This is a genomic window from Rhodopseudomonas pseudopalustris, assembly GCF_900110435.1.
GTDB classification, from domain to species: Bacteria; Pseudomonadota; Alphaproteobacteria; order Rhizobiales; family Xanthobacteraceae; genus Rhodopseudomonas; species Rhodopseudomonas pseudopalustris.
Genome location: NZ_FODT01000018.1, coordinates 20452 through 45937 on the forward strand (window position 1 = coordinate 20452; position 25486 = coordinate 45937).

At 65.1% G+C, this 25486-nt stretch carries 18 protein-coding genes; 12 read left to right on the forward strand and 6 right to left on the reverse strand.

Annotated elements, in window-relative coordinates; all coding sequences use genetic code 11:
• The first annotated feature begins 50 nt into the window (after positions 1–50).
• The 4 genes from BMY71_RS23375 to BMY71_RS23390 all read left to right on the forward strand — a co-directional run bounded on the left by BMY71_RS23375 (position 51) and on the right by BMY71_RS23390 (position 3791).
• Complete coding sequence (locus tag BMY71_RS23375) at positions 51–1793, forward strand: ArnT family glycosyltransferase (RefSeq protein WP_011502963.1); 1743 nt, start codon at positions 51–53, stop codon at positions 1791–1793.
• Between the two features lies 1 nt (position 1794).
• Positions 1795–2637 (forward strand): phosphatase PAP2 family protein, encoded by an 843-nt coding sequence (locus BMY71_RS23380; RefSeq protein WP_092686289.1) that lies wholly within the window; start codon positions 1795–1797, stop codon positions 2635–2637.
• 63 nt (positions 2638–2700) lie between these two features.
• Positions 2701–3459, forward strand: coding sequence for a glycosyltransferase family 2 protein (locus tag BMY71_RS23385; RefSeq protein ID WP_011502965.1), 759 nt, complete (start codon positions 2701–2703; stop codon positions 3457–3459).
• Entirely contained in the window at positions 3453–3791 is a 339-nt protein-coding gene (locus tag BMY71_RS23390) for a lipid-A-disaccharide synthase N-terminal domain-containing protein (protein ID WP_011502966.1), read from the forward strand. The genes BMY71_RS23385 and BMY71_RS23390 overlap by 7 nt, the downstream gene beginning before the upstream one ends.
• Before the next feature lie 130 nt (positions 3792–3921).
• Here BMY71_RS23390 and metC read toward each other — a convergent pair whose 3' ends face one another.
• Positions 3922–5121, reverse strand: coding sequence for a cystathionine beta-lyase (metC, locus tag BMY71_RS23395; RefSeq protein WP_092686290.1), 1200 nt, complete (start codon positions 5119–5121; stop codon positions 3922–3924).
• Positions 5122–5453: 332 nt separating this feature from the next.
• On the opposite strand from metC, the gene BMY71_RS23400 reads away from it, so the two are divergent.
• From BMY71_RS23400 to BMY71_RS23415, 4 genes are read left to right on the forward strand one after another with little or no spacing between them, the layout of a single operon-like run.
• Positions 5454–6470, forward strand: coding sequence for an amino acid ABC transporter substrate-binding protein (locus BMY71_RS23400; RefSeq protein ID WP_011502968.1), 1017 nt, complete (start codon positions 5454–5456; stop codon positions 6468–6470).
• 17 nt (positions 6471–6487) lie between these two features.
• Positions 6488–7693, forward strand: coding sequence for an amino acid ABC transporter permease (locus tag BMY71_RS23405; RefSeq protein ID WP_011502969.1), 1206 nt, complete (start codon positions 6488–6490; stop codon positions 7691–7693).
• Positions 7690–9198, forward strand: a complete 1509-nt coding sequence (locus tag BMY71_RS23410) for an amino acid ABC transporter permease (RefSeq protein ID WP_011502970.1) — start codon at positions 7690–7692, stop codon at positions 9196–9198. Before BMY71_RS23405 ends, BMY71_RS23410 begins: the two co-directional genes overlap by 4 nt.
• A gap of 15 nt (positions 9199–9213) precedes the next feature.
• Positions 9214–9954, forward strand: coding sequence for an amino acid ABC transporter ATP-binding protein (locus tag BMY71_RS23415; RefSeq protein ID WP_092686291.1), 741 nt, complete (start codon positions 9214–9216; stop codon positions 9952–9954).
• 30 nt (positions 9955–9984) lie between these two features.
• Here the strand turns inward: BMY71_RS23415 and BMY71_RS23420 are convergent, their stop codons facing one another.
• The 5 genes from BMY71_RS23420 to BMY71_RS23440 form a co-directional block, all read right to left on the reverse strand.
• Positions 9985–10263: a hypothetical protein gene (locus BMY71_RS23420; protein WP_011502972.1), complete on the reverse strand. Its 279-nt coding sequence runs from the start codon at positions 10261–10263 to the stop codon at positions 9985–9987.
• A gap of 1053 nt (positions 10264–11316) precedes the next feature.
• A complete protein-coding gene (locus BMY71_RS23425) occupies positions 11317–12354 on the reverse strand; it encodes a cysteine synthase A (RefSeq protein WP_011502974.1) in 1038 nt (345 codons plus the stop codon).
• Between the two features lie 128 nt (positions 12355–12482).
• Positions 12483–13712: an SAM-dependent methyltransferase gene (locus BMY71_RS23430; RefSeq protein WP_092686292.1), complete on the reverse strand. Its 1230-nt coding sequence runs from the start codon at positions 13710–13712 to the stop codon at positions 12483–12485.
• 48 nt (positions 13713–13760) lie between these two features.
• The gene (locus BMY71_RS23435; RefSeq protein WP_092686293.1) at positions 13761–14612 is read right to left on the reverse strand and encodes a DUF1365 domain-containing protein; all 852 of its coding nucleotides are present in this window, start codon (positions 14610–14612) and stop codon (positions 13761–13763) included.
• Positions 14613–14614: 2 nt separating this feature from the next.
• Positions 14615–15928: an NAD(P)/FAD-dependent oxidoreductase gene (locus tag BMY71_RS23440; RefSeq protein WP_092686294.1), complete on the reverse strand. Its 1314-nt coding sequence runs from the start codon at positions 15926–15928 to the stop codon at positions 14615–14617.
• Positions 15929–16360: 432 nt separating this feature from the next.
• On the opposite strand from BMY71_RS23440, the gene BMY71_RS23445 reads away from it, so the two are divergent.
• Genes BMY71_RS23445 through BMY71_RS23460 form a run of 4 tightly spaced genes read left to right on the forward strand, consistent with a single transcriptional unit; the run spans position 16361 to position 25480 of the window.
• Positions 16361–17809 (forward strand): efflux transporter outer membrane subunit, encoded by a 1449-nt coding sequence (locus BMY71_RS23445; RefSeq protein WP_092686295.1) that lies wholly within the window; start codon positions 16361–16363, stop codon positions 17807–17809.
• On the forward strand, positions 17799–19187 hold the full coding sequence (locus BMY71_RS23450) for an efflux RND transporter periplasmic adaptor subunit (protein WP_011502979.1): 1389 nt from the start codon (positions 17799–17801) through the stop codon (positions 19185–19187). The genes BMY71_RS23445 and BMY71_RS23450 overlap by 11 nt, the downstream gene beginning before the upstream one ends.
• A 54-nt stretch (positions 19188–19241) precedes the next feature.
• The gene (locus BMY71_RS23455) at positions 19242–22367 is read left to right on the forward strand and encodes an efflux RND transporter permease subunit (protein ID WP_092686296.1); all 3126 of its coding nucleotides are present in this window, start codon (positions 19242–19244) and stop codon (positions 22365–22367) included.
• Complete coding sequence (locus BMY71_RS23460) at positions 22367–25480, forward strand: efflux RND transporter permease subunit (protein WP_092686297.1); 3114 nt, start codon at positions 22367–22369, stop codon at positions 25478–25480. Before BMY71_RS23455 ends, BMY71_RS23460 begins: the two co-directional genes overlap by 1 nt.
• Positions 25481–25486: the final 6 nt, after the last annotated feature.

Below are 25486 nucleotides of genomic sequence, written 5' to 3' on the forward strand. Positions count from 1 at the left end.
AGCCCGGCCAACTGGTTGTCCGGCTATCGGTTTCAGCGTATGCGAAACCGATGACCGAGACCTCTCCAACGCCCCGCTTCGGTGGCCCCCGCGAGCCCAGAAATGCCATCGACCCCGGCCGCGGGCTGGTGGCGGTGCTGGATTTTGCGTCCGTCAGCCATCTGCGCGCAGTGGCGTTCTTGGTACTGGTCGGGCTGCTGTTTTTTCTGCCGGGTTTCTTCAACATCCCGCCGATCGACCGCGACGAGGCCCGCTTCGCCCAGGCCACCAAGCAGATGGTCGAGAGCGATGATTTCATCGATATCCGGTTCCAGGACGAGGTCCGCTACAAGAAGCCGGTCGGGATCTACTGGTTGCAAGCCGCGGTCGTCGAAACCGCGTCGCGGCTCGGCCTGCCGCGCGCCGAAGTCCGGATCTGGCTCTATCGCGTGCCGTCGCTGGCCGGTGCGATCGGCGCGGTGCTGATGACCTATTGGGCGGCGCTCGCCTTTGTCGGGCGGCGCGGGGCGGTGATCGCCGGTCTTCTGTTGTGCAGCTCGATCTTGCTGGGTGTCGAGGCGCGACTGGCCAAGACCGACGCGTTCTTGCTGTTCACGGTGACCGCCGCGATGGGCGCGATGGCGCATGTCTATCTCGCCTGGCAGCGCGGCGACGACCGCTACCACTCCTGGATCACGCCGGCCATTTTCTGGACCGCGGTCGCCGCGGGCATTCTTCTCAAGGGCCCGCTGATCCTGATGTTCATCGCGCTGACGGTGGCCGCGCTGGCGTTTGTCGATCGCTCGGCGGTGTGGCTGTGGCGTCTGAAGCCGCTGGCCGGCGTGCTGTGGATGCTGGTGCTGGTGCTGCCGTGGTTCATCGCGATCTTCCTGCGCGCCGGCGACACCTTCTTCGCCGACTCGGTCGGCGGCGACATGTTGAGCAAGATCGCCAGTCCCAAGGAATCCCACGGCGCGCCGCCGGGCCTGTATTTCCTGCTGTTCTGGGTGACGTTCTGGCCGGGCGCGCCATTGGCCGCGATGGCTGCGCCTGCGGTGTGGCGTGCACGGCGCGAGCCGGGCGCGCAATATTTGCTGGCCTGGGTGATCCCGTCCTGGATCGTGTTCGAGCTGGTGATCACCAAGCTGCCGCACTATGTGCTGCCGCTGTATCCGGCGATCGCGATCATGACCGCTGGCGCGATCGAGCACAGCGTGCTGTCGCGCTCCTGGCTGACCCGCGGCGCGGCGTGGTGGTTCGCGATTCCAGTCGTCGTGCTGTCGCTCGCGATCATCGGCGCCATCATCCTGACCCGGCAGCCGGCGTTCCTGGCGTGGCCGTTCGTCGCGGCCTCGCTGATTTTCGGGCTGTTCGCGTGGCGGCTGTTCGACCAGAACCGCGCCGAAGCCTCGCTGCTCAACGCCTCGCTGGCGTCGCTGTTTCTGATGGTCGCCGCGCTCGGCGTCGTGGTGCCGACGCTGCGACCGGTGTTCCCGAGCGTCGAGATCGCGCAGGCGCTGCGCAAGGTGGTGTGCGTCGGGCCCAAGGCCGCGGCCGTAGGCTTTCATGAGCCGAGCCTGGTGTTCATGACCGGCACCGATACGTTGCTGACCGACGGCTCCGGTGCCGCCGACTTCCTGCTCGGCGGAAGCTGCCGCTTCGCGCTGGTGGAAGCTCGCAGCGAGCGCGCATTCGCGGCGCGGGCCGAGGCGATCGGGCTGCACTACAACGTGGCGACCCGGATCGACGGCTACAATTTCTCGCAGGGCAAGCCGGTGTCGATCGCGATCTTCCGTTCCGAAGGCACGCAGTAACATGACGCCAGGCGAGGGCGGCGGGGCGCGCAGCTATCCCGTCGAGCTGATCAGCTTGATCGGGCAGTCGCTGGCGCGGCTGGTCCGGGCACCGTCGCATTCGCGGCGGGCGGTGGCGTCGCGGCGCTGGGCGCTGCACATGCTGCTGCTGTCGGCCGTGCTGGCGACGGCGATCGCGATCCTGATGGTCGCAATCGACGCCTTCGAGATCGGGTTGATGCCCAAGCGCGGCACGCCGAGCCTTTGGCCGGTCAAGATTTTCACCGATTTCGGCAAGGCCGCGTATGTGCTGTGGACGCTGGCGGCGCTGATGATCATGGTTGCGCTGCTGCTGCCGCGGTTGCGAGGCGTGTCGCGCGCCGCGATGATCGGGATTGGAACCCGGGTTCAGTTTGTTTTTCTCGCCGTTCTCGCGCCGGTGATCGCCGGCGAGGTGCTGAAGGGCGTGATCGGACGCGGCCGGCCGTTCGTCGGCGGCGCGGCCAATCCGTTCAACTTCGCGACCTTCTCCTGGGACGAAGCCTATTCCAGCCTGCCCTCGGGGCACGCCACGGTCGCCTTTGCGCTGGCCTTTGCGGTGTCGGCGCTGTTCCCGCGGCTCCGGACGTTCATGTTGGCGTATGCGATCGCCATCGCGGTGAGCCGGCTGGTGCTGCTGGCGCATCACCCGAGCGACGTGGTTGCGGGGGCCTTGCTCGGGACGATCGGCGCCCTGGCGGTGCGTTACTGGTTCGCCGCACGGCGGCTGGCCTTCGCGATCCGGCCGGACGGCGCGATCGAGCCGTTGCCCGGGCCGTCCTGGGACCGCGTCAAAAGGGTTGCCCGCGACGCCGTGGCCCCATAAGAAGCGGTCGCGCCGCGTGCGCCCCGGCCGCAAGTTCCAGACGGCCCCGGATTGTTCCGAATCATGCCTGAAGTCCTTACAGATTCCGATGCGCCGCCCGTGGTGTCCATTGTGGTGCCGGTGCGCAACGAGGCCGACAATGTCGGCCCCTTGATCGCCGAGATCGCTGCCGCGCTCGACGGGCGCTGGGCGTATGAAATCGTCTATGTCGACGACGGCTCGACCGACGCCACGCCACAACGGCTGGCGGCTTTGCGGCGCGAGCGCGCCAATCTGCGCCAGATCCGGCACGCGAAGTCCTGCGGCCAGTCGGCGGCGGTGCGCACCGGCGTCCGCGCGGCGCGCGGCGCGATCGTGGCCACCCTCGACGGCGATGGCCAGAACAATCCGGCCTTCATCCCCGAATTGATCCAGGCGCTGGAACGCGGCGGCGACCGCTTCGGGCTCGCCGCCGGCCAGCGCGTCGGCCGCAAGGATACCGGCTTCAAGAAGGTGCAGTCGCGCGTCGCCAACAAGGTGCGCGACGCCATCCTGCGCGACGGCACCCGGGATTCCGGCTGCGGATTGAAGGCGTTTCGCCGCGATGTGTTCTTGGCGCTGCCGTATTTCGATGGCTTGCATCGTTTCCTGCCGGCGCTGGTGCGCCGTGAAGGCTACGACATCGTCTATGTGGACGTCGCCGACCGGCCGCGACTGTCAGGCGTTTCCAATTACGGCTTCTTCGACCGGCTGTGGGTCGGGCTGATGGATCTCGCCGGCGTTTGGTGGCTGATCCGCCGCAAGAAGGCCGTGCCGGTCGCGACCGAGGTGAACGAATGCTGATCCAATACGGGCAAGCCCTTGGCGATTATCTTTACGACGTGTTCGTCGCAAAATTCGACTTCTGGCTCGCCTTCGGCCTGATCGCCCAATTGTTGTTCACCGCGCGCTTCGTCGTGCAATGGATTTCCAGCGAGCGCGCCGGAAAGAGCGTCGTGCCGATGGCGTTCTGGTTCTTCTCGATGGGCGGCGGGCTGATGACGCTGGTCTACGGCATCGCCAAGCGCGAGCCGGTGATCATTCTCGGCCAGTCGATGGCGACGGTCATCTACGTGCGCAACATCATGCTGATCATCAAGTCGCATTCGCGCGGGTCGGAAACGCTGTCGAAGTGAACGCTGTCGAAGTGAACCTGGAGCTTTTCCGGTTCTGATGGAATCAGAACCGGGGCTCCATCTTTTTGTTCTGACGCGTTTGATTCACGCGAACCGGTATCCACTTCGCTCGAAAACGCTATAGCGAATTTCAACGCAGCGACGCGTTGAAGGCCTCGAAGCCGCGTGCGAGATCGGCCTTCAGGTCGTCGACGCTTTCGAGGCCAACATGGAGCCGCAGCGCCGGCCCGCCGGGATTCCATGTCGTCGCCGTGCGATAGGACGCGCAGTCGAACGGGATGACAAGGCTCTCGAAGCCGCCCCACGAATAGCCCATGCCGAACAGCTTGACGGTGTCGAGCAGGGCGTCGACCGCCTTTTGCGGGGCTGGCTGCAGCACGATCGAGAACAAACCGGACGCGCCGGTAAAGTCGCGCTTCCAGATCGCGTGTCCCGGATCGCTCTCCAGCGCCGGATGCAGAACCCGCTGCACCTCAGGCCGTTCGCCGAGCCAGCGCGCCATCTCCAGACCGGACTGCTGATGCTGCGCCAGTCGCACCGCGAGCGTGCGCAGGCCGCGCAACGCCAGGAACACATCGTCAGGTCCGGCGCAGACGCCGAGCAGGCGGATCGCGTCTGCGATCTTCGGCCACGCCGTCTTGTTGGCGGCGATCGTGCCGAACATGATGTCGGAATGGCCGCCGATATACTTGGTGCCGGCCTGGATCGAAATATCGACGCCCTGCTCGAGGGAGCGATGATACAGCGGGGTCGCCCAGGTATTGTCGTCGATCACCAGCGCGCCATGCGCGTGCGCGACCGCGGCGATCGCCGGAATGTCCGGCATCTCGAAGGATTGCGAGCCTGGCGCCTCGACCATCACCACGGCGGTGTTCGGCCGGATATGGGCGGCGATGCCGGCGCCGATCAGCGGATCGAAATAGCTGGTCTCGATACCGTAGCGTTGCAGCATTTGGTCGCAGAGCAGCCGCGTCGGGCGGTAGGTGTTGTCACAAACCAGGACATGATCGCCGGCCTTGAGCACCGCGAGCAGGGCGGTCGAAATCGCGGACACGCCGGAAGGCGTCAGTCCGACGCCGGCGCATTGCGGACCTTCCAGCTCGATCAGCGCCTGCTGCAAAGCCTTTGTGGTCGGCGTGCCGTGACGCCCGTACGAGTACTCGCCGCGATGTGCATGCAGGTCTTCTGCGGTCGGGTAAAGCACGGTCGAACCGCGCACCACCGGAGGATTGACGAAACCCTTCTGCGCCTTGGTGTCGCGCCCCGACGTCACGAGCCGGGTCTGCGGGCTGAGCGACGGTTGTGTTCCGTCGTGATTGGAAGGATCCATGGGGGCTCGCTGATGAATTTTCCGCCGTTGAGACTGCGCGCGATCGGCGCGGCGGCTGCGTAACGATATGTCTAATAGCAGCTTTGGGAAGACGGCCGTCAACCCCTTGACCCGGCGTTCAACTCGTTCTGTGATGCAACCAAGCTGTCTGGACGCCGTGCGGAGGGACTCGCGCAGATGTCGAACCGGGGTGATCCCTCATGGAGCCGCAGCTATGGCCACGCGATCTTGATGCGCCGATCGACCGGCTGCTCCTGGCGCCAGCCTCGCAACCAGACACAAACCCTTCCAATGCCGACTGACGCGGCAGGACATCCTTGAAAGGCTTTTCGATGAAACGTGTATCTCTCGCTGCTGCCGTCGCCATCACCGCCTGCTTCGCGGCCCAGAGCGCCGGCGCCCAGACGCTCAAGACCGTCAAGGATCGCGGGTTGCTGTCCTGCGGCGTCAGCCAGGGCCTGCCGGGATTCTCGGCGCCCGACGACAAGGGCAACTGGACCGGCCTCGACGTCGATTTGTGCCGCGCCGTCGCCGCGGCGATCTTCGACGATCCCTCCAAGGTCAAATTCGTGCCGCTGTCGGCCAAGGATCGATTCACGGCACTGCAATCCGGCGAGATCGACGTGCTTTCGCGCAATACCACCTGGACGGTGTCTCGGGACACCTCGCTCGGCGTCAACTTCGCCGGCGTGAGCTATTACGACGGGCAGGGCTTCCTGGTGAAGAAGGCGCTCAAGGTCAATTCGGCGCTCGAGCTGAACAGCGCTTCGATCTGCGTGCAGACCGGCACCACCAACGAGCAGAACGTCGCCGACTACTTCAAAGGCAACAACATGAAGTACGAGGTGATCGCCTTCGCCAACGCCGACGAGGCGATCAAGGCCTACGAATCCGGCCGCTGCGACGTATTCACCTCCGATGTCTCGCAGCTCTACGCCCAGCGGCTGAAAGTGACCACGCCGGCCGACCATGTCGTGCTGCCGGAAGTGATTTCGAAGGAGCCGCTCGGGCCGCTGGTCCGCCACGGCGACGACCAGTGGTTCGACATCGTGAAATGGACGCTGTTCGCGCTGGTCAACGCCGAGGAGCTTGGCGTCACCCAGAGCAATGTCGGCGAGATGGCCAAGTCGGACAAGCCGGAATTGAAGCGCGTGTTCGGCTCAGATGGAAACCTCGGTGAGCAACTTGGCCTGACCAAGGATTGGGTTGCCCGCATCGTCAAGGCGACCGGCAATTACGGCGAATCGTTCGAACGCAACGTCGGCACCGGCTCCAAGCTCGAGATCGCCCGGGGGCTCAACAAGCTGTGGAACAAGGGCGGCATCATGTACGCGCCGCCGATCCGCTGACGCGCCGACCGCTGTCGATGGCGATCGAGGCCCGACCACCGCCAGCGCAGTTCGGCGCGAAACTGCGCCGGGCGCTCGGCGGTCGATCCGGCTGGAAAGGGCTGGTCGCGCAACTCCTGTTCGTGGCGACGCTATGCTGGATCGGCTACGCGATCGTCGACAACGCCCGCGACAACCTGGCGAACCAGCGGATCGCCTCCGGTTTCGGCTTCATGTCGCAAACCGCCGGTTTCGGCGTCAGTCAGACGCTGATTCCGTATTCGGAGTCCGACAGCTATACGCGGGTGTTCCTGGTCGGCCTCGCCAATACGCTGATGGTGTCGGTCATCGGGATCTTCTTCGCGACGCTGATCGGCTTCCTGGTTGCGCTCGGCCGGCTGTCGCCGAACTGGCTGATCTCGCGGATTGCCGGCGGCTATGTCGAGCTGATCCGCAACCTGCCGCTGCTGTTTCAGATTCTGTTCTGGTATCTCGCCGTGCTCGGTGCACTGCCGGGGCCGAGGCAGAGCGTCACGCTGTTCGACAGCTTCTTCCTATCCAATCGCGGCATCGTGGTGCCGCGTCCGGTCGGCGAGGCCGGGCTCGACGGGTTCCTCGTTGCCCTGCTGATCGCGGTGATCGGAGCGATCGTGCTGCCGATCTATGCGCGGCGGCGGCTGTTCCAGACCGGAAAGCCGATGATCGTGTGGCCGTGGAGTCTCGGCCTGCTGATCGGATTGCCGCTGATCGCCGCCTTGATCTTCGGCAAGCCGTTCGGCTTTGAAATACCCGTGCTGAAGGGCTTCAACTTTGCCGGGGGCTCGCGGCTTGCGCCGGAATTCGTCGCGCTGACGCTGGCGTTGTCGACCTACACGGCGGCCTTCATCGCCGAGATCGTGCGCGCCGGCATCCTCTCGGTTCACAAGGGCCAGATGGAGGCGGGCGCGTCGCTCGGATTGTCGCGTGGAGCGACGTTGCGCCTCGTCGTGATTCCGCAGGCGATGCGGGTGATACTGCCGCCGCTGACCAATCAATATCTCAACCTCACCAAGAATTCCTCGCTGGCGGTCGCGATCGGCTATCCCGACCTGTTCTCGGTGTTCGCCGGCACCACGCTGAGCCAGACCGGGCAGGCGATCGAGGTGATCTCGATCACGATGGGCGTGTATCTCCTGATCTCGCTGATCACCAGCGCGCTGATGAGCCTTTACAGTTGGCGGATCAACAGGAGCATGGGCGCATGAACGAACCTCGTTCGACCACGCCTGCCTTCGTGCGATCCGAGATGGTGCCCGAACGCGCCGCGCCGGTACGAACCACCGGATTCGTCGGCTTGGTCGGCGGACGTCTGTTCAGTTCGCCGACCAACATCCTGCTGACGATCGTCGGCGCGCTGCTGCTGTATCTGACCATCGTGCCGAGTGTGAAGTTTCTGCTGGTCGACGCGGTTTGGACCGGTAGCAACCGCACCGATTGTCTGGCCGAGACGCTGCATCGCGACGTCGGCGCATGCTGGCCGTTCGTGCAGGCGAAGTTCTCGCAGTTCGTCTACGGCTTCTATCCGCAGCCGGAGCGCTGGCGCGTCGACCTGACCTTCGCGCTCGCCGCAGTGCTGCTGCTGCCGCTGCTGATCCCGCGCGCGCCGGCGAAGACGCTGAACGCCGGGTTGTTTTTCATCGCGTTTCCGGTGGTCGCGTTCTTCCTGCTGCATGGCGGCGGGCTGCACGGCTTCGCGGTGAGCTGGACCGCCGATCTGTTGTCGAGTCTGGTCGGCAGCCTCGACGAAGCGGGGACCAAGCTCACGCGCGGCGGCGTCATTGCGGTCGCCATCGGCAAGCCGGTGCTGTGGATCGCCACCGCGCTGTATTGGCTGATCGCGCCGCTGGTCTGGCTGCGTGACTGGATCCAGGCGTCCGGCCAGCCGGTCTGGATCGATCTCGGCCTGACGGCGGTGATCGTCACCGCGCTGGTTTTGTTGATCGGCGGAGGCCTGCGCAATGGCGCGCGCGCGCCGCTGATGTCGCTCGCGCTGTTCGCCGGCATCGCCTTGGTGATCGCGGTGTTGCGGCTCGACCGCGGCGGGCTTCCGATCGTCGGCACGCGGCAGTGGGGCGGCTTGCTGGTGACGCTCGTCGTGTCCGTCACCGGCATCGTCGGCTCGATGCCGATCGGCATCGCGCTGGCGCTCGGCCGGCGCTCGACGATTCCGCTGATCCGGCTGTTCTGCATCGGCTTCATCGAATTCTGGCGCGGCGTGCCGCTGATCACGGTGCTGTTCTTCGCGACCTACATGCTGCCGCTGTTCCTGCCCGGCAACTTCACCATCGACGGATTGCTGCGCGTGCTGATCGGCATTGCGCTGTTTGCCGGCGCCTACAACGCCGAAGTGGTGCGCGGCGGGCTGAACGCAATTCCGCGCGGGCAGGGGGAAGCGGCGAGCGCGCTCGGGCTTTCCTACGCGAAGACCACCGGGCTGATCGTGTTGCCGCAGGCGCTGCGCCACGTCATTCCGGGCCTCGTCAACAGCTTCATCGCGCTGTTCAAGGACACCTCGCTGGTGTCGATCGTCGCGCTGTTCGATCTGCTCGGCCAGCTCCGCGCCGCCTTCGCCGATCCGACCTGGTCGACGCCGAACACGCTGTTCACCGGCTTCGCCTTCACCGGGCTGATCTACTTCGTGTTCTGCTTCGGCATGTCGCGCTATTCGTTGTTCGTCGAGCATCGGCTCAATGCCCACCGGCGCACCTGACAAAGGATCCAGTTGATGGGAGAGAAACCGGTCGTCTCGATCGCGGGGCTGAACAAGTGGTACGGCGATTTCCACGTGCTGCGCGACATCAGTCTCGACGTCGGCCGCGGCGAGCGCATCGTGATTTGCGGACCGTCGGGGTCGGGCAAGTCGACCCTGATCCGCTGCATCAACGCGCTCGAGGAATTTCAGGAAGGCCGCATCGTGGTCGACGGCATCGAACTCGGTCCGAGCCTGAAGCACGTCGATGCGATCCGCCGCGAAGTCGGCATGGTGTTTCAGAGCTTCAATTTGTTTCCGCATCTCACGGTGCTGGAGAATTGTACGCTGGCGCCGATCTGGGTGCGCAACATTCCCAAGAAGGACGCCGAGGCGACCGCGATGAAATATCTCGAGCGGGTCCGGATTCCCGAAAAGGCCGGCAAATATCCGGGACAGATTTCCGGCGGCCAGCAGCAGCGCGTCGCGATCGCGCGGGCGTTGTCGATGAATCCGAAGGTGATGCTGTTCGACGAGCCGACCTCGGCGCTCGATCCCGAAATGGTCAAGGAAGTGCTCGACACCATGGTCGACCTCGCCGACGAGGGCATGACCATGCTTGTGGTGACTCACGAGATGGGCTTCGCCAAGCAGGTCGCTGATCGCGTTGTGTTCATGGATGCCGGGCAGGTGATCGAAGCCAACGCGCCGGAAGAGTTCTTCGCCAACCCGCAGCACGCTCGGACGAAACTGTTCCTCAGTCAGATCCTGCGGTGAGACTGATCGGCTTTCTCGCGCTGCCGTCTATCAGATTGCGCTGGACGCCGAAGAGTAGCGCTTGAGGCGTTTGCCGTCGTTTGCCGAGAACTGACCGAACACTTGTCTGACGCGATCGGCCGGCGTCACGTCGTCGGCGAAGCTGCGCTCCTGTCGGACGTTCGCGATCGCCGCGCGTGGCGCGTACAACGTGCTGTCGTAGATGGCGTCGTTGAACCGCGGCGGGCCTTCGCCGAACACCGCGTCGATGATCACCAGCAGCGCCAGCAAGGCGGGTCCGACGGAGACGAAGTATCTGAAGACGGGCATGACGCGCTCCTTGTTGGCGCAAGGAAACGTCGGCAGCGATGAAGGTCGGGTTGATGATGTCGCCGTTCTTTCAGGTGCGGTTCCCGTTCGGTTAACCGGATCGCGACAATGCGCCGGGTGCCGGCAACGCCTCGTGCTGATCTGTCAAACAGCCAAGGCAAATCAGTCTCGCGGCGCCGAAGCGTCCGAGCTTTGCACCCGTCGCTTCACAGCGAGGGGTGGGGGCGCGCCGCGTGGCGCGAAGGTGGTGAGTTTTCGCGATGGCTGCGAACCATCGCGCAACGCCTCGTCGGCGCGCCCACCGCGGCGGTTTTGGGCGTCGGGACCGTTCTTCCGGGTGCGGGGAGCACGGGGATTTCCCCCGCCTCGGGCGCCCCCGTCCAGCCACGAAAGCGGCAGCCGCTCGTAGTAGCGGCGGACGGTGACCTTCTGCCTCCCGGACGCGTGCTTGCGAGGCACAACGCGCGGGACGCCGCGTCCAGCCGACATCGCCAGCCAAGCTGGCGTCGCCGGGTTATCACTCCGGCCGGTGATCCAGCCATCGTGATCTGTCCCGCTATCCGACGCCTCGCGAAGCGCCCCTCACGGACAGGACGATGCGGACTATAGTCCTTATAGGATTATTGTCAAGGGCATTTGATTGTGTCCCGGATCCGCGGACTCACAACACTTGCTGACTTCTCCAGAAGAAACCGGGGTCCCGCATCTGCAGCGCAGCGCTGCGCGCTGCACTGCGTGCGGGACACGAAATGGACGATCGCCCGGAACGCCTCTCGTTCGTCATTCCGGGGCGCGCGCAGCGCGAGCCCGGAATCCATAACCACCGCCGTCAGCGGCGAGAAACGGAGGTCGCAACGTTGGACCCGAACGCGAGTCCAGGGGGTATGGATTCCGGGTTCGCTCACTACGTGAGCGCCCCGGAATGACGAACGAGAGGGATGCCGATCTGGGGAGATGCCGGTTCGCGAGCTACTCTCACGTCCCGGAATGACGAACGGGAAATCATGTACCTGCTTCGGTCCCGCGATGATGCGCAGGTTTGGGACGACAGCCTCACACCGCCTCGAACGGCACCGCGATCTTGCTCTTCGTTTCCATCCACTCCGGCACAGGGAGGTTCTTGCTGCGCATGAAGTCCGGATTGAACAGCTTGGACTGATAGCGGCTGCCATAGTCGCACAGAATGGTCACGATGGTGTGGCCTGGGCCGAGCTCCTTCGCGAGCCTGATCGCGCCGGCGACGTTGATGCCGCTGGAGCCGCCGAGGCAGAGGCCTTCATGTTCGAGCAGGTCGTAGACGATCGCCACCGCCTCGCTGTCGGGGATCTGGTAGGCGTCGTCGATCACCGCGCCGTCGAGATTTGCGGTGACACGGCCCTGGCCGATGCCCTCGGTGATCGACGAGCCTTCCGACTTCAGCGCGCCGTTCTTGTAGTAGTTGTATAGCGCCGAGCCGAACGGGTCGGCGAGCACGGCGCGGATCGCGGGGTTGTGCTGCTTCAGCCCGATCGAGACGCCGGCCAGCGTGCCGCCGGAGCCGACCGCGGCGACGAAGCCGTCGACCTTGCCGTCGGTCTGCTGCCAGATTTCCTCGGCTGTGGTCTCGATGTGCGCCTGCCGGTTGGCGACGTTATCGAACTGGTTGGCCCAGATCGCGCCATTGGGCTCGCTCTTCGCCAATTGTTCGGCGAGGCGGCCGGACAATTTCACGTAGTTGTTGGGATTGGCATAGGGCACGGCGGGCACCTCGATCAGTTCGGCGCCGCACAGCCGCAGCATGTCTTTCTTTTCCCGGCTCTGGGTCTCCGGGATCACGATCACGGTGCGGAAGCCGAGCGCGTTGGCGACCAGCGCCAGCCCGATGCCGGTGTTGCCGGCGGTGCCTTCGACCACCGCGCCGCCCGGCCGCAAGGCGCCGCGCGCGATCGCATCCTTGATGATGAACAGCGCTGCGCGGTCCTTCACCGATTGTCCCGGATTCATGAACTCGGCCTTGCCGAGTATCGTGCAGCCGGTCGCCTCCGACGCGCGCTGCAACTTGATCAGGGGCGTATGGCCGATGGCGTCGACGACGTCGTTCTTGATGATCATGATGTCCAGGAACTGGCATTCGGTTGCGGGACCACAACCTAGGTGACGCAGCTGTCTCGCACAAGGCAACGCTGCGGCACCGTTGCGCTCTCACGATACTCGCTGGGTGGGTGGCTAGTCCGCCACACTCAGTTCGCTTTTGCGAACACGACCTGGCGCACGTCGATGTTGCCGGAGAGGAAGCCGGCCTCGCAATAAGCGAGGTAGTACTCCCACAGCCGGCGGAAGCGCTCATCGAAACCCAGCGGCGTCAGGTTCGGCCACGCTGCGCGGAAATTATCTCTCCACGTCACGAGAGTCTTGGCATAATCTTCTCCGAAAATGCGTTCGCGAACCACTGGTACGCCGAATTTCTCGCCGAGCGATTTCAGGATCTCGGGCGACGGCAGCATCCCGCCGGGAAAGACGTAGCGCTGGATGAAATCGACCTCGCGGCGATAGGCCTGAAAGAAGCGATCCTGGATGGTGATCGCCTGGATCCCGACCAGACCGCCGGGCAGCAGCCGGTCGCGCAATTGTGAGAAGTATCGCGGCCAGAATTGCTCACCGACCGCCTCGATCATTTCGATCGACGCGATCCTGTCGTATTGGCCGCGCTCGTCGCGGTAGTCCTGCAGCCGGATTTCAACCTTGTCGGCGAGGCCCGCGCGTTGCATCCGCTCCTGGGCGAAGTCGCGCTGTTCCTTGCTGATGGTGAGGCCGACGACGCGGGCGTCGAAATTCTTTGCGGCGTATTCGGCGAAGCCGCCCCAACCGCAGCCGATCTCCAGCAGCTTCTGGCCGGGCCTCAGGTCGATCGCTTCCGCGAGGCGCTGATATTTGTTGATCTGGGCGGCGGTGAGGTCGTGGGTGTGTTCCTCGAACAGCGCCGAGGAATAGGTCATGCTCGGATCGAGCCAGGCCGAGTAGAACGCATTGCCGATGTCGTAATGCGCGTAGATGTTGCGCCTCGCCTGGCGCTTGGTGTTGCGGTTGAACCAGTGGCGGACGATCTGCGCGAACCGCATCATCGGATTGTCGCCGAGCATCGCCTGGATCATCTCGTGATTGACGCAGAACAGATACAGGAACTGCGTCAGGTCCGGCGTATCCCAATCGCCGTTGAGATAGGCTTCGGCGATCCCGATGTCGCCGCCGTTGATCAGCCGCGAGGCGAAGGCATAGCTGTGCAGCCGCATTTCGGCGGCGGGGCCGGGCTCGGCGCCGCCCATGCGAAAACGGCGGCCGTCGGGCAGGGTGACATCCAGCGTGCCGCGTCTCAGCCGCGCACCGTACGCCAGCGCCAGCCGCACGACGCGGGGCAGGCCGGCAAGCTTCGCATTCACATTGTCGGGAGTCAGCAGCACCAGCTCAGACATTTCACTTCCATCGATCGCGCCCAGGTCGGACAGATGGATACGCTGGGCTCACGTATGATTACTATAAGCATCGTGCGGGCGTGGCGCAAAGTCGCTCGGTGGCGGCGGCGCGGGCGGCCGCGGCACGAGCCGCGCACCTTTGATCCACAATCGCAGCGCTTCCCAATGGATCGCGGCCATGATCTTCAGAGTCACCAGCGGCAGCGTGACGAACGAGCGCACCAGCGATGCGGTCGAAAGTGGCCGGCGCCGGCCATTGAAGGTGGCGGCGAGCAACGGGCCGGAGGCGTCGGTCTCGAGGATTCGCACCTTGACGGTTTCGCCGGGCGGCGCGACGCGAAAATGGTAGCGCATCGCCATCTCGATGAAGGGCGAGACGTAGAACAGCTTGTCCTGCTGCTGTCGGAGACCGGCAGCGGAGATTTCATCCGGCCGCACCGGCAACACGTAAGAATGAATGTCGCCGAACGTGTTGCGGACCTCGTAGACGACCAGCGCGAGGCCGCCATCGGCGCCGTAACAGAAATACACCGACAGCGGATTGAAGGTGAAGCCGAGCAGCCGCGGATAGGTCAGCAGCAACACGCGGCCGCCGGTGAGATCGACGCCCTGCGTCATTGCGCAGCGCTCGACATAGGCTCGCAGCGGCGCGCCGTCGCGTTCGCCATGGTCCTTCTCGTAAAAACTGTACATCGCGCGGCGGTTGACGCCGAACAGCGGCGTGATGCGGTCCGCCTCGGACAATCGGTCGAGGTCGATTAAAAGCGACATCACCCGATAGTTAAAGCGATGGCCGACCGGCTTCAGCCGGGCATGCATCACGTCGCCGAAATACAGCGCGGCGGCGGCGGGAGGCGGGCCGCCGGTCATCGCTGGAGCTTTGTTCGCAGGAGTCTTCATACCTATTCTGCAGCTTCCCTGACCTCAGGCGGCGGCGCGCGCCACGGCACCGGAGCGCCGAGATGGTCTGCAACCGCGAGGCCGGAACGCAGCCCGTCCTCGTGGAAGCCGTAGCCGGTCCAGGCGCCGCAGAACCAGGTCCGGCGCTGGCCCTGGATCTCGCCGATCCGCCGCTGCGCGGCAAAGGCCGCGGCAGTGTATTGCGGATGGTCGCAGTCGTAGCGACCAAAGGTCAAGGCCGGATCCGGCGCAAACGGCGGATTGAGGCTGACGAACAGTGGTTTTGATTCGTCGATTCCTTGCAGCCGGTTCATCCAATAAGTGACCGCGACGTCGTTGACAGGCGAGCCTTCGCGCTTCCAGCGCAGAAAGTTCCACGACGCCCAGGCGTGCTTGCGCTTCGGCATCAGGCGGGGGTCGCGATGCAGATAGACCAGATTGGGCGCGTAGCCGATGCTGCCGAGAATGTCGCGCTCCTCGTCGCTCGGGTCGGCGAGCATCGCCAGCGCCTGATCGCTATGCGCGCCGATTACGACGTGATCATAGACGTCGCTGCGGCCGTGGCTGTCGCGCACGATCACGCCCTTCGGTGTGCGCTCGATCGCGGTCACGGCGCTGCCGAGCCGCATCTGATCCTTGAACGCGGCGGTCAATTTCTCAACATAACGCGCGCTGCCGCCCTTCACGGTGCGCCAGATCGGCCGTTCGTAATGCAGCAGGCGATGATTGTTGAAGAAGGCGACGAAGTTCTCCGCCGGGAAGTCGAGAATCTCGGCTGCCGGCGCCGACCAGATGGCCGCGCCCATCGGCGCAAGATAGTCGGTGAGCAGACGCGGCGCGAATTTGCGGCTGGTGAAATATTCGCCGAGCGACATGCCCATGAGAGCGCCGGACTTGAAATCGGCTACGCTCTGCTCGTTGAAGACCAGAATGTGCCGCAGCATCTTGAGATAGGACGGCGACAGAAGATTGCTCGGCTGCGCGAACAGCCCGCGCGCGGTCTCGAGCCAGTTCGACCCGCCGCCCTTCCATTCGAAGCGGCCGGCGTCGGCACTGACGGCGAAACTCATGCAGCTCTCGACCGTCTCGACGTCGAGATGAGCGAAAAGCGCGGTGAGATCGGGATAGTTGAGCTGATTGTAGACGATGAAGCCGATGTCGACCGGGATCGCGGTGCCGTCGTAATCGACCGTGATGGTGTGGCTGTGTCCGCCAGCGCGCAGCTCGCGCTCATAGACAGTGACGGGATATCGCGACGACAGTGCCCAAGCGGCGGCATTGCCTGCGATTCCCGTTCCAACAACTGCGACGCGCATTTTCCCAAGCCCCCTTAGCCCGCTGGTTCCCGAGATACGACGGGGCACCGCAGGAGTTTCAGCACGATGAGACGCGCTTGGACGAGAAAAGCGGGCAGGGTCGACTCACAGGCGGGCAACAAACAGATGAAATCTTTGTAAGGATTGCTGTGTTCGCGGATTGCGTCAAGTTGGGTATAACCCCAATAGAACAAGGCAAACCTTGCCGTGCGGTCGTCTCGAGCAGTCTGGCGGGGAAACACTCTGCCACCGGCTCGGCGGCCGTCAGGCCTGTGCGCCGCCAAATCCTGCAGCTAGAATAGGCGCGGGCTTCGAGAAAGCATTTCCCGTGATCGTGTTGCAAGTGACTGGCAGAAAGCGTCGTGCGCCGAAACGGACTCCGGCGCGGGGTGCGTGGCGATACGCCGCGCCCGCTGTCGGATCGCGGCCCGCATGAGCATCACGCTGCGCTACCTGCGTCAGTCCGTGAGGATGGTCGCTGCCTCGGCGCTCGTCGTCGGCGCGGGCGGCTGCATCCTGACCAAAGACCTGCCGGACCCGGCGCTCGACCTGCCGCCGCGCTACAAGGCGGCGGCGCTGACGACGGCCGACGCGCCGCCTGCGCTCGATTGGTGGCGCGGCTTCCGCTCGCCCGAGCTGACGCAATTGATGGAAGAGGCGCAAACCGTCAATCTCGACATCGCTGCGGCAACCTCACGGATCCTGCAGGCCGACGCCCAGGCGCGTATCACCGGCGCGGCGCTGCTGCCCTCGCTCACCGGCAACAGCAGCGGCTCGCAGAACAAAACGTCGGGCAGCAATGTCAGCAACACCACGATCGCCGGCCGCCGGTTTTCAACCTATGCGGCTTCGCTGAGCGCGAGTTACGAGATCGACTTCTGGGGCAAGAATCGCGACGCCGCGCTGGCGGCCGAGGAAACCGCGACCGCCAACCGGTTCGATCGCGATGTCGTCGCGCTGACGACGATGGCGAGCGTCGCCAATGCCTATTTCCAGGTGCTGGCCTCGCAGGATCGAATCCGCACCGCGCAGGAGAATATCGCCAGCGCGCAGCGTATTCTCGACGCCATCAAACAGCGGCTGGCCGCCGGCACCGGCAGCGACCTCGATGTCGCGCAGCAGGAGAGCGTGCTCGCCAACCAGCGCGCCGCCGTGCCGCTGCTGCGGGTGACGCTCGCGCAGAACATCAACACGCTGGCGACGCTGGTGTCGCGGCCGCCGGAAGCCGTGAAGATCCTCGGCGGCTCGCTCAACAGACTGAGCTCGCCGCTCGTGACGCCGGGGATGCCGTCCGAGCTGCTGACCCAGCGACCGGACATCCGCCGGCAGGAGGCGCAGCTCGCCGCCGCCACCGCCAATGTCGGCAGCGCGCGGGCGCAATTCTTCCCGAGCATCCAGCTCACCGGGCAGGGCGGCTATCAGAGCGCGGTGCTGGCGTCGCTGTTCACGCCGCAGGCGACGTTTTCGAACCTCGCCGCCGGGCTGACGCAGCCGATCTTCGACGGCGGTCGCATCAGCGGCAATTTCGACCTGACGAAGGCGCAGCAGGATGAGTTGCTGCAGACCTATCGCAAGACAGTGGTGTCGGCCTTCGCCGACGTCGACAATGCGCTCGAATCGATCAAGCAGAACACTGAGCGGCTGCGGCTACAGCGGCAGGTGGTGGCGTCGTCGCGGCGCGCTTTCAGCCTGGCCGAACAGCAACTACGCGCCGGCACGGCTGACATCGTGACCGTGCTAAACACGCAATTGACACTATTTCAGGCGGAAGATTCGCTGATCCAGACGCAGTTGGCGCGCTATCTGGCGATTGTCAGTCTGTTTCAGGCGCTCGGGGGCGGCTGGGAGCCGAGGATGGAAAGACCGGTCAATGCTCTTTAAGCCGGAATCGAACGACGCGGCCGGCATCGAAGCTGGAACGAAGAATCTTGCGTCACGGGCGCGGCGGCGCACGGTGTCGCTGCTGGTGACTGCGATCATCCTCGCCGGGCTCGGCTACATCGCCTGGAATGCGTTCCAGACCAAGCAAACGCCGACCGGCCGCAACGGAGCGCGACCGGACATGGCCGTGCCGGTGCTGGCGGCAACGCCGAAGGTGCAGGACGTTCCGGTGTATCTCGACGGGGTCGGTTCGGTGCGGGCGCTCAACACCGTCACGGTGCGCGCCCAGGTCGACGGCAAGCTGCTGTCGGTGAAGTTCACCGAAGGTCAGGACGTCAAGGCCGGCGACGTGCTCGCCGAGATCGACCCGGCAATCTATCAGGCGCAATACGACCAGGCGGTCGCGAAAAAAGCGCAGGACGAGGCGCAGCTCGCCAACGCCAAGATCGATCTTGCCCGTTATCAGCAGCTCGCGGCGTCCAACGCCGGCTCCAAGCAGCAGGCCGACACGCAAAAGGCCACTGTGGCGCAACTCGAGGCGCAGGTGCGCTCCGATCAGGCCGCGATCGACAACGCCGCGGCGACGCTGAGCTACACCAAGGTGGTCGCGCCGCTCTCCGGCCGCGCCGGTTTGCGCCAGGTCGATCAGGGCAATCTGGTTCGCTCCGCCGACACCACCGGCTTGGTGGTGATCACGCAGCTGCAGCCGATCGCGGTGCAGTTCAGCCTGCCGCAGCAGCAGATCGTGCGCGTCAACGCCGCATCGGCGAAGGGCGCGCTGCCAGTCGACGTGTTCGGCAATGACGGCGTCACCGTGGTCGACACCGGGATATTGAGAGGCATCGACAATCAGGTCGATCAGACCACCGGCACGGTGAAGCTGAAGGCGGAGTTTCCCAACGCCAGATTCCAGCTCTGGCCCGGCCAGTTCGTCAATGTGCGGCTCAAGGTCGAAACGCTGAGCGCGGCCGTGGTGGTGCCGACATCGGCGGTGCAGCGCGGCCCGGCCGGCACATTTAGCTATGTCATCGACCAGGACAACGTCGTCCATGCGCGGCCTGTCAAGGTGACCCAGCAGAACGAGACCGAGGCGGTGATCGCCAGCGGGCTCACGGCTGCGGACCGCGTCGTCACCACCGGCTTCGCCAATCTCGCTGAAGGCGCGAAGGTCGCCGTCGGCGACAGCAGCCAGACGCCGACCGCCGATCTTGCGCCGCGCAAGCGTCGGAGCGGCCCGCCTGGTGATCCGCAGAGCAAGCAGGGCGAAGCCGGCACTGGCGAGCAGGGCAAGCGCCGGCGCGGGGCCGAGCAGGGACCGACCGGGCAGGCGGCTCCCGCGGCGGGAGCTGAATCGTCGGGGGCAGCGAAGGCGCAGTGACCCTTCGCCGCCGCCAATGTGAATGCGTGAAGCCGCGGCCATGAGGTTGTAACCATGAGCGTCTCCGAGCCGTTCATCCGGCGCCCGATCGCGACCTCGCTGCTCGGCGTGGCGCTGCTGATCGGCGGCGTGCTCGGCTATTTTTCGCTGCCGGTGTCGGCGTTGCCGCAGGTCGATTTCCCGACCGTGCAGGTGACGACGCAACTGCCGGGCGCGAGCCCGGATGTGGTGGCTTCACTGATCACCGCGCCGCTGGAGCGGCAGCTCGGCCAGATCCCGTCGCTGACGGCGATGACCTCGACCTCGTCGCTCGGCGTCAGTCAGGTGTCGCTGCAGTTCGACCTCAATCGCGATATCGACGGCGCCACCCAGGATGTGCAGGCGGCGATCAACGCCGCCGCGGGCATCCTGCCGAAGAACCTGCCGTATCCGCCGACCTACGCCAAGGTGAACCCGGCCGACGCGGCGGTGATGACGCTGGCCCTGACCTCGACCACGGTGTCGCTGCGATCGATGAGCGATATCGCCGATACGATTCTGGCGCAGCGACTTGCGCAGATCAGCGGCGTCGGCCGGGTGTCGGTGCTCGGCGGACTGAAGCCCGCGGTCCGGGTCCAGGCCGATCTCGCCCGGCTCGCCGCTTACGGAATTTCGATGGAGGATTTGCGTACGGCGATCGCCGGCGCCAACGTCTCCGGGCCGAAGGGCTCGCTCGACGGCGCGCAGCAGGCCTACACCATCGCCGCCAACGACCAGATCGGTGCGGCTGATGCCTACAAGCCGATCATCGTCGCCTATCGCAACGGCTCGCCGGTGACGATCGGCGACGTCGCGCAGATCATCGACGGGCTGGAAAACAACCGCACCGGGGCCTGGTACCAAGGCACGCCGGCGGTGATCCTCGACATCCAGCGCCAGCCTGGCGCAAACGTCATCGACGCGGTCCGCGGCATCCGCAACGAGATCCCCAAGCTGCAGAGGATGATCCCGGCCGGCGTCAAGCTGACCGTGGTCAGCGACCGCACCGAGACGATCCGCGCCTCGGTGAACGACGTGCAGTTCACGCTGCTGCTCAGCGTCGGCCTCGTGACGCTGGTGGTGCTGCTGTTCCTGCGCTCGATGCGGGCCACGATCATCGCCGGCGTGGCGCTGCCGCTGTCGCTGATCACCTCGTTCGGGGTGATGTATTTCGCCGGCTTCAGCCTCGACAATCTGTCCCTGATGGCGCTGACCATCGGCACCGGCTTCGTCGTCGACGACGCCATCGTCATGATCGAGAACATCGTCCGGCACATGGAGGAGGGCGAAAGCCCGATGCAGGCGGCGCTCTCGGGCGCCAGCGAGATCGGATTCACCGTGATCTCGCTGACGATGTCGCTGATCGCCGTGTTCATCCCGCTGCTTTTCATGTCCGGGCTGGTCGGCCGGATGTTCCGCGAGTTTGCGCTGACGCTGACGATTGCGGTGGTGACCTCCGCGGTGGTGTCGCTGACGCTGACGCCGATGATGTGCTCGCGGCTGCTCAAGCACGCCGGCGAGGAGCGTCGCGTGCCCGGTCTCGCCACCATCAGCGGCTGGATCGACCGCGGCGCCGAGGCCTATCACCGCAGCCTGCTGTGGGTGCTGCAGCGCCAGCGCGCGACGCTGGTGGTCACGTTCATCACCATCGCGGCGACGGCGATCCTCTATGTGATTGCCCCGAAGGGCTTCCTGCCGCTGCAGGACACCGCCGCGATCACCGCGGTGACCGAGGCCGGGCAGGATGTGTCCTTCGCGGAAATGCAGGCGCGGCAGTCCGCGGCGGCCGACGCGATCAAGGCAGATCCGGATGTCGTCGGCGTGGTGTCGGTGATCGGCGCCGGCTCCGTCAATCCGACCACCAATGTCGGGCGTCTGGTGATGACGCTGAAGCCGCGCGGCGAACGCAAGGCCGACGTCGCCGAGGTGATCGAGCGGCTGAAGCAGCGGGTGGCGTCAATCCCCGGCATGACAGTGTACTTCCAGGCCGTGCAGGACGTGCAGATCTCGACCCAGGCGAGCCGATCGCAATACCAGTACACACTGACCGCGACCGACGCGGCGCTGCTGTCGGAGTGGGCCAAAAAGCTGGTCGCAGAATTGCGCGACGATCCGCTGTTTCGCGATGTTTCGTCGGAAGCGCAGGAGGGCGGTCTGCGCGCCGCGCTCGACATCAACCGGCAGCGCGCCGGCCAGCTCGGCGTCAGCATTCAGGCGATCAACGACACGCTCAACGATGCCTTCGCGCAACGGCAGATCTCGACGATCTACGGCCAGGCCAACCAGTATCGCGTGGTGCTGGAGGCGATGCCGGTCTATCAGAAGGACCCGTCGATCCTGTCGAAGCTCTACGTGCCCGGCACTGGCGGCGCGCAGGTGCCGATCTCGGCGGTGGCCGAACTGAAACGGACCACCGCGCCGCTGGTGATCTCGCATCAGGCGCAATTCCCCTCGGTCGCGCTCAGCTTCAATCTCGCGCCAGGTGCATCACTCGGCGAGGCGGTGAACGAGATCAAGGTGATCGAGACCCGGATCGGGATGCCCGGCAGTATCGTCGGCGTGTTCTACGGCGACGCCGCCGAGTTCTCGAAATCGCTGTCCGGCCAGGTCTGGTTGATCCTCGCCGCGCTGGTGACGATCTACATCGTGCTCGGCGTGCTGTATGAGAGCTTCATTCACCCGATCACCATTCTGTCGACATTGCCCTCGGCCGGGGTCGGCGCGATCCTGGCGCTGATGCTGTTCGGGCAGGACCTCTCGGTGATCGGGCTGATCGGCATCATCCTGTTGATGGGGATCGTCAAGAAGAACGCGATCATGATGATCGACTTCGCGCTCGAGGCCGAGCGCGCAAGGGGGATGTCGTCCTACGACGCGATCGTGCAGGCCTGCCTGCTACGTTTCCGGCCGATCATGATGACCACGCTGGCGGCGCTGTTCGGCGCGCTGCCGCTCGCGGTCGAAAGCGGCACCGGCTCCGAGCTGCGGTTTCCGCTCGGCATCTCGATCATCGGCGGTCTGCTGCTCAGCCAGTTGCTGACGCTGTACACGACGCCGGTGATCTATCTCGCGCTCGACCGGATCAACCGCCGGTTCGAGAAGGCGGTGCCGCCGGCGACACCGTCGCCGCCGCTCGCCGGGCCGGCGGGGGAGACGCCGTAATGGCTTCGATGTCCGAGCCGTTCATCCGGCGGCCGGTCGGCACCACGCTTCTGTCGATCGGGCTGCTGCTGCTTGGAATCGTGGCTTACGCCTTCCTGCCGGTGGCGGCGGTGCCCAATATAGACTTTCCAATGGTAATGGTGTCGGCGTCGCGGCCGGGCGCCGCGCCTTCGGTGATGGCGGCGACCGTCGCTGCGCCGCTGGAGCGTCGGCTCGGCGAAATCGCCGGCCTCGACAAGATCACCTCGACCAGTTCGCTCGGCCAGACCCGGATCCAGTTGCAGTTCTCGCTCGGCCGCGACATCGACCGCGCCGCGCGCGACGTCCAGGCCGCGATCAACGCGTCGATCAGCGACCTGCCGACCGACCTGCCGACGCTGCCGAGATTCCGCAAGTTCAACTCCGCGGCTGCGCCAGTGTTCATCCTGGCGCTGACCTCGAAAACGATGCCGGCGAGCGCGATTTACGACGTCGCCGACACTGTTCTGGCGCAGTGCATTTCGCAGGTGCCGGGCGTCGGCGACGTCACCGTCTCGGGCGCCGACCAGCCGGCGGTGCGGATCGCGCTCAATCCGGTCGCGTTGTCGAACGCCGGGATCGCCACCGACGACGTCCGCACCGCGATCGTCACCGCCAATCCGGTCGGGCCGGTCGGCATCTTCGACGGCGAACGGCAGAGCGAGACGATCTCGACCAACAGGCAGATGCGGACCGCGGCTGAATTCGGCGACATCGTGATCAAAAGCGCCAACGGCAACTCGCTGCGGCTGTCGGACGTCGCCACCGTGTCGGACGCCACCCGTAACAGCCGTCAGATCGCCTGGTACAACAAACAGCCCGCGGTGCTGATCCAGATCACCAAACAGGGCAACGCCAACGTCATCGAGACCGTCGACCGGGTGAAGGAACTGCTGCCCGAGTTGAAGCGCTGGATCCCGGCGTCGGTTGATATTTCGGTGGTCACCGATCGCACCGGCACGATCCGCGCCAGCGTCGACGACATGCTGTGGACGCTGCTGGCGACCGCCGTACTCGTGATGGTGGTGGTGCTGACATTTTTGCGGCGGATGACGCCGACGATCGCCGCCGGCGTCTCGGTGCCGCTGGCACTCGCCGGCACCTGCGCCGGGATGTGGCTGACCGGCTTCTCGATCAACAATTTGTCGCTGATGGCCTTGGCGATCGCGGTCGGCTTCGTCGTCGACGACGCCATCGTGATGATCGAGAACATGTACCGCAATCTCGAGCGAGGCATGGCGCCGATGCAAGCGGCGCTGGAGGGCGCCAAACAGATCGGCTTTACCGTGCTGTCGATCAGCCTGTCGCTGATCGCGGCGTTCGCGCCGTTGATCTTCATGGACGGCATCGTCGGCCGGCTGTTGCGCGAATTCTCGCTGACGTTGACTTACGCGATCGTGGTCTCGACCGTGGTGTCGCTGACGGTGACGCCGATGATCTGCGCGCATTTCATCCGCGTCGAGACCACGCCGCGGCAACCGAACTGGTTCGACCGCGTGGTCGAGGGCACGCTCGGCCGCATCGTCAGTTTCTACGCCTGGACGCTGCGCGCGGTGCTCGGCTTTCCTGGGCTGACCATGCTGGTGTTTTTCGCCACCATTGCGCTGACCGTGACGCTCTATGTGAAGGTGCCGAAGGGCTATTTCCCGGTCGACGATTCCGGCTTTGTGATCGGCTCGACGCGCGCCTCGGCGGACGTTTCGTTCCAGTCGATGCGTAAGCTGCAGGAGCAGCTCGCCGACATCGTGATGGCCGATCCGGCCGTGGCCGGCGTGGGGTCTGTGCTTGGCGGGGGCGGCGGGCCGGGCGGCGGCGGCGCAAATCGCGGCACGATGTTCATCAACCTCAAGCCGCCGGCGGAGCGCGCGGGCGTCGATACCCAGCAGGTGATCGACCGGTTGCGGCGCAATCTCGGCAAGGTGGCCGGCATCCGGCTGTTCATGTTCGCCGCCCAGGATCTGCGCGCCGGCGGGCGGCAGAGCGATTCCGATTATCAGTATACGCTCGCCAGTCCCGATCTCGATCTGTTGCAGAAATGGGCGCCGATCGTCGCCAAGCGGATGCAGACCGTCGAGGGCATTACCGACGTGTCGAGCGATCGCGACGACGGCGGGCTCGAACTGACGCTGTCGATCGACCGCAACATGGCGTCGCGGCTCGGCGTCGCGGTGCAGGACATCGACAACGCGCTCAACAACGCGTTTTCACAGCGACAGATCGCGACGATCTACACCCAGCGCAACCAGTATCAGGTGGTGATGGAGATCGATCCGAAATTCCAGAACGACCCAACCGATCTGGACCGGATCTTCGTCGCCGGCGACAATGGCGCCCAGGTGCCGCTGTCGGCCGTGGTTCGCGCGAAACGCGGGCTGTCGGCGCTGGCGGTGTTTCATTCGCAGTCGATTCCCTCGACCACGGTGTCGTTCAACCTGCTGCCCGACGTGCCGCTGCAGACGGCGACTGCGAACATCCAGCGCGCGGTCGATGAATTGCATATGCCCGAAGGCATTCGCGGCTTGTTCGACGGCAACGCCGGTGATTTCGGCGCCACCTCGAACAAGCAGCCGCTGTTGATCCTGGCCGCCCTGATTGCGATGTACATCGTGCTCGGCGTGCTCTACGAGAGCCTGGCGCATCCGCTGACGATCATTTCGACGCTTCCCTCGGCCGGTCTCGGCGCGCTGCTGGCGCTGCTGGTCACCGGCACGCAACTGACGGTGATCGCGTTCGTCGGCATCATTATGCTGATCGGCATCGTCAAGAAGAACGGAATCATGATGGTGGATTTTGCGCTGGAGGCCGAACGCATGCGCGGGATGTCGTCTGCGGATGCGATCTTCGAGGCCTGCATTGTCCGCTTCCGGCCGATCCTGATGACCACCATGGCGGCCTTGTTCGCTGCGATCCCGCTGGTCGTGGCGGTCGGGCCGGGCACCGAGTTGCGGCGGCCGCTCGGCATCACCATCATCGGTGGGCTGTTCGTGTCGCAGGTGCTGACGCTGTACACGACGCCGGTGATCTATCTGTTGATCGACCGAATGCGGCAGCGGCGCAAACCCAAACCCACACCCGTCGCTGTGCCGGCGGAATAGGCGGCT

Bases quoted from the DNA above. Each gene is read 5' to 3' on its own strand.
- BMY71_RS23375 (WP_011502963.1), top strand. From the start codon at position 51: ATGACCGAGACCTCTCCAACGCCCCGCTTCGGTGGCCCCCGCGAGCCC.
- BMY71_RS23380 (WP_092686289.1), top strand. From the start codon at position 1,795: ATGACGCCAGGCGAGGGCGGCGGGGCGCGCAGCTATCCCGTCGAGCTG.
- BMY71_RS23385 (WP_011502965.1), top strand. From the start codon at position 2,701: ATGCCTGAAGTCCTTACAGATTCCGATGCGCCGCCCGTGGTGTCCATT.
- BMY71_RS23390 (WP_011502966.1), top strand. From the start codon at position 3,453: ATGCTGATCCAATACGGGCAAGCCCTTGGCGATTATCTTTACGACGTG.
- metC (WP_092686290.1), bottom strand. From the start codon at position 5,121: ATGGATCCTTCCAATCACGACGGAACACAACCGTCGCTCAGCCCGCAG.
- BMY71_RS23400 (WP_011502968.1), top strand. From the start codon at position 5,454: ATGAAACGTGTATCTCTCGCTGCTGCCGTCGCCATCACCGCCTGCTTC.
- BMY71_RS23405 (WP_011502969.1), top strand. From the start codon at position 6,488: ATGGCGATCGAGGCCCGACCACCGCCAGCGCAGTTCGGCGCGAAACTG.
- BMY71_RS23410 (WP_011502970.1), top strand. From the start codon at position 7,690: ATGAACGAACCTCGTTCGACCACGCCTGCCTTCGTGCGATCCGAGATG.
- BMY71_RS23415 (WP_092686291.1), top strand. From the start codon at position 9,214: ATGGGAGAGAAACCGGTCGTCTCGATCGCGGGGCTGAACAAGTGGTAC.
- BMY71_RS23420 (WP_011502972.1), bottom strand. From the start codon at position 10,263: ATGCCCGTCTTCAGATACTTCGTCTCCGTCGGACCCGCCTTGCTGGCG.
- BMY71_RS23425 (WP_011502974.1), bottom strand. From the start codon at position 12,354: ATGATCATCAAGAACGACGTCGTCGACGCCATCGGCCATACGCCCCTG.
- BMY71_RS23430 (WP_092686292.1), bottom strand. From the start codon at position 13,712: ATGTCTGAGCTGGTGCTGCTGACTCCCGACAATGTGAATGCGAAGCTT.
- BMY71_RS23435 (WP_092686293.1), bottom strand. From the start codon at position 14,612: ATGAAGACTCCTGCGAACAAAGCTCCAGCGATGACCGGCGGCCCGCCT.
- BMY71_RS23440 (WP_092686294.1), bottom strand. From the start codon at position 15,928: ATGCGCGTCGCAGTTGTTGGAACGGGAATCGCAGGCAATGCCGCCGCT.
- BMY71_RS23445 (WP_092686295.1), top strand. From the start codon at position 16,361: ATGAGCATCACGCTGCGCTACCTGCGTCAGTCCGTGAGGATGGTCGCT.
- BMY71_RS23450 (WP_011502979.1), top strand. From the start codon at position 17,799: ATGCTCTTTAAGCCGGAATCGAACGACGCGGCCGGCATCGAAGCTGGA.
- BMY71_RS23455 (WP_092686296.1), top strand. From the start codon at position 19,242: ATGAGCGTCTCCGAGCCGTTCATCCGGCGCCCGATCGCGACCTCGCTG.
- BMY71_RS23460 (WP_092686297.1), top strand. From the start codon at position 22,367: ATGGCTTCGATGTCCGAGCCGTTCATCCGGCGGCCGGTCGGCACCACG.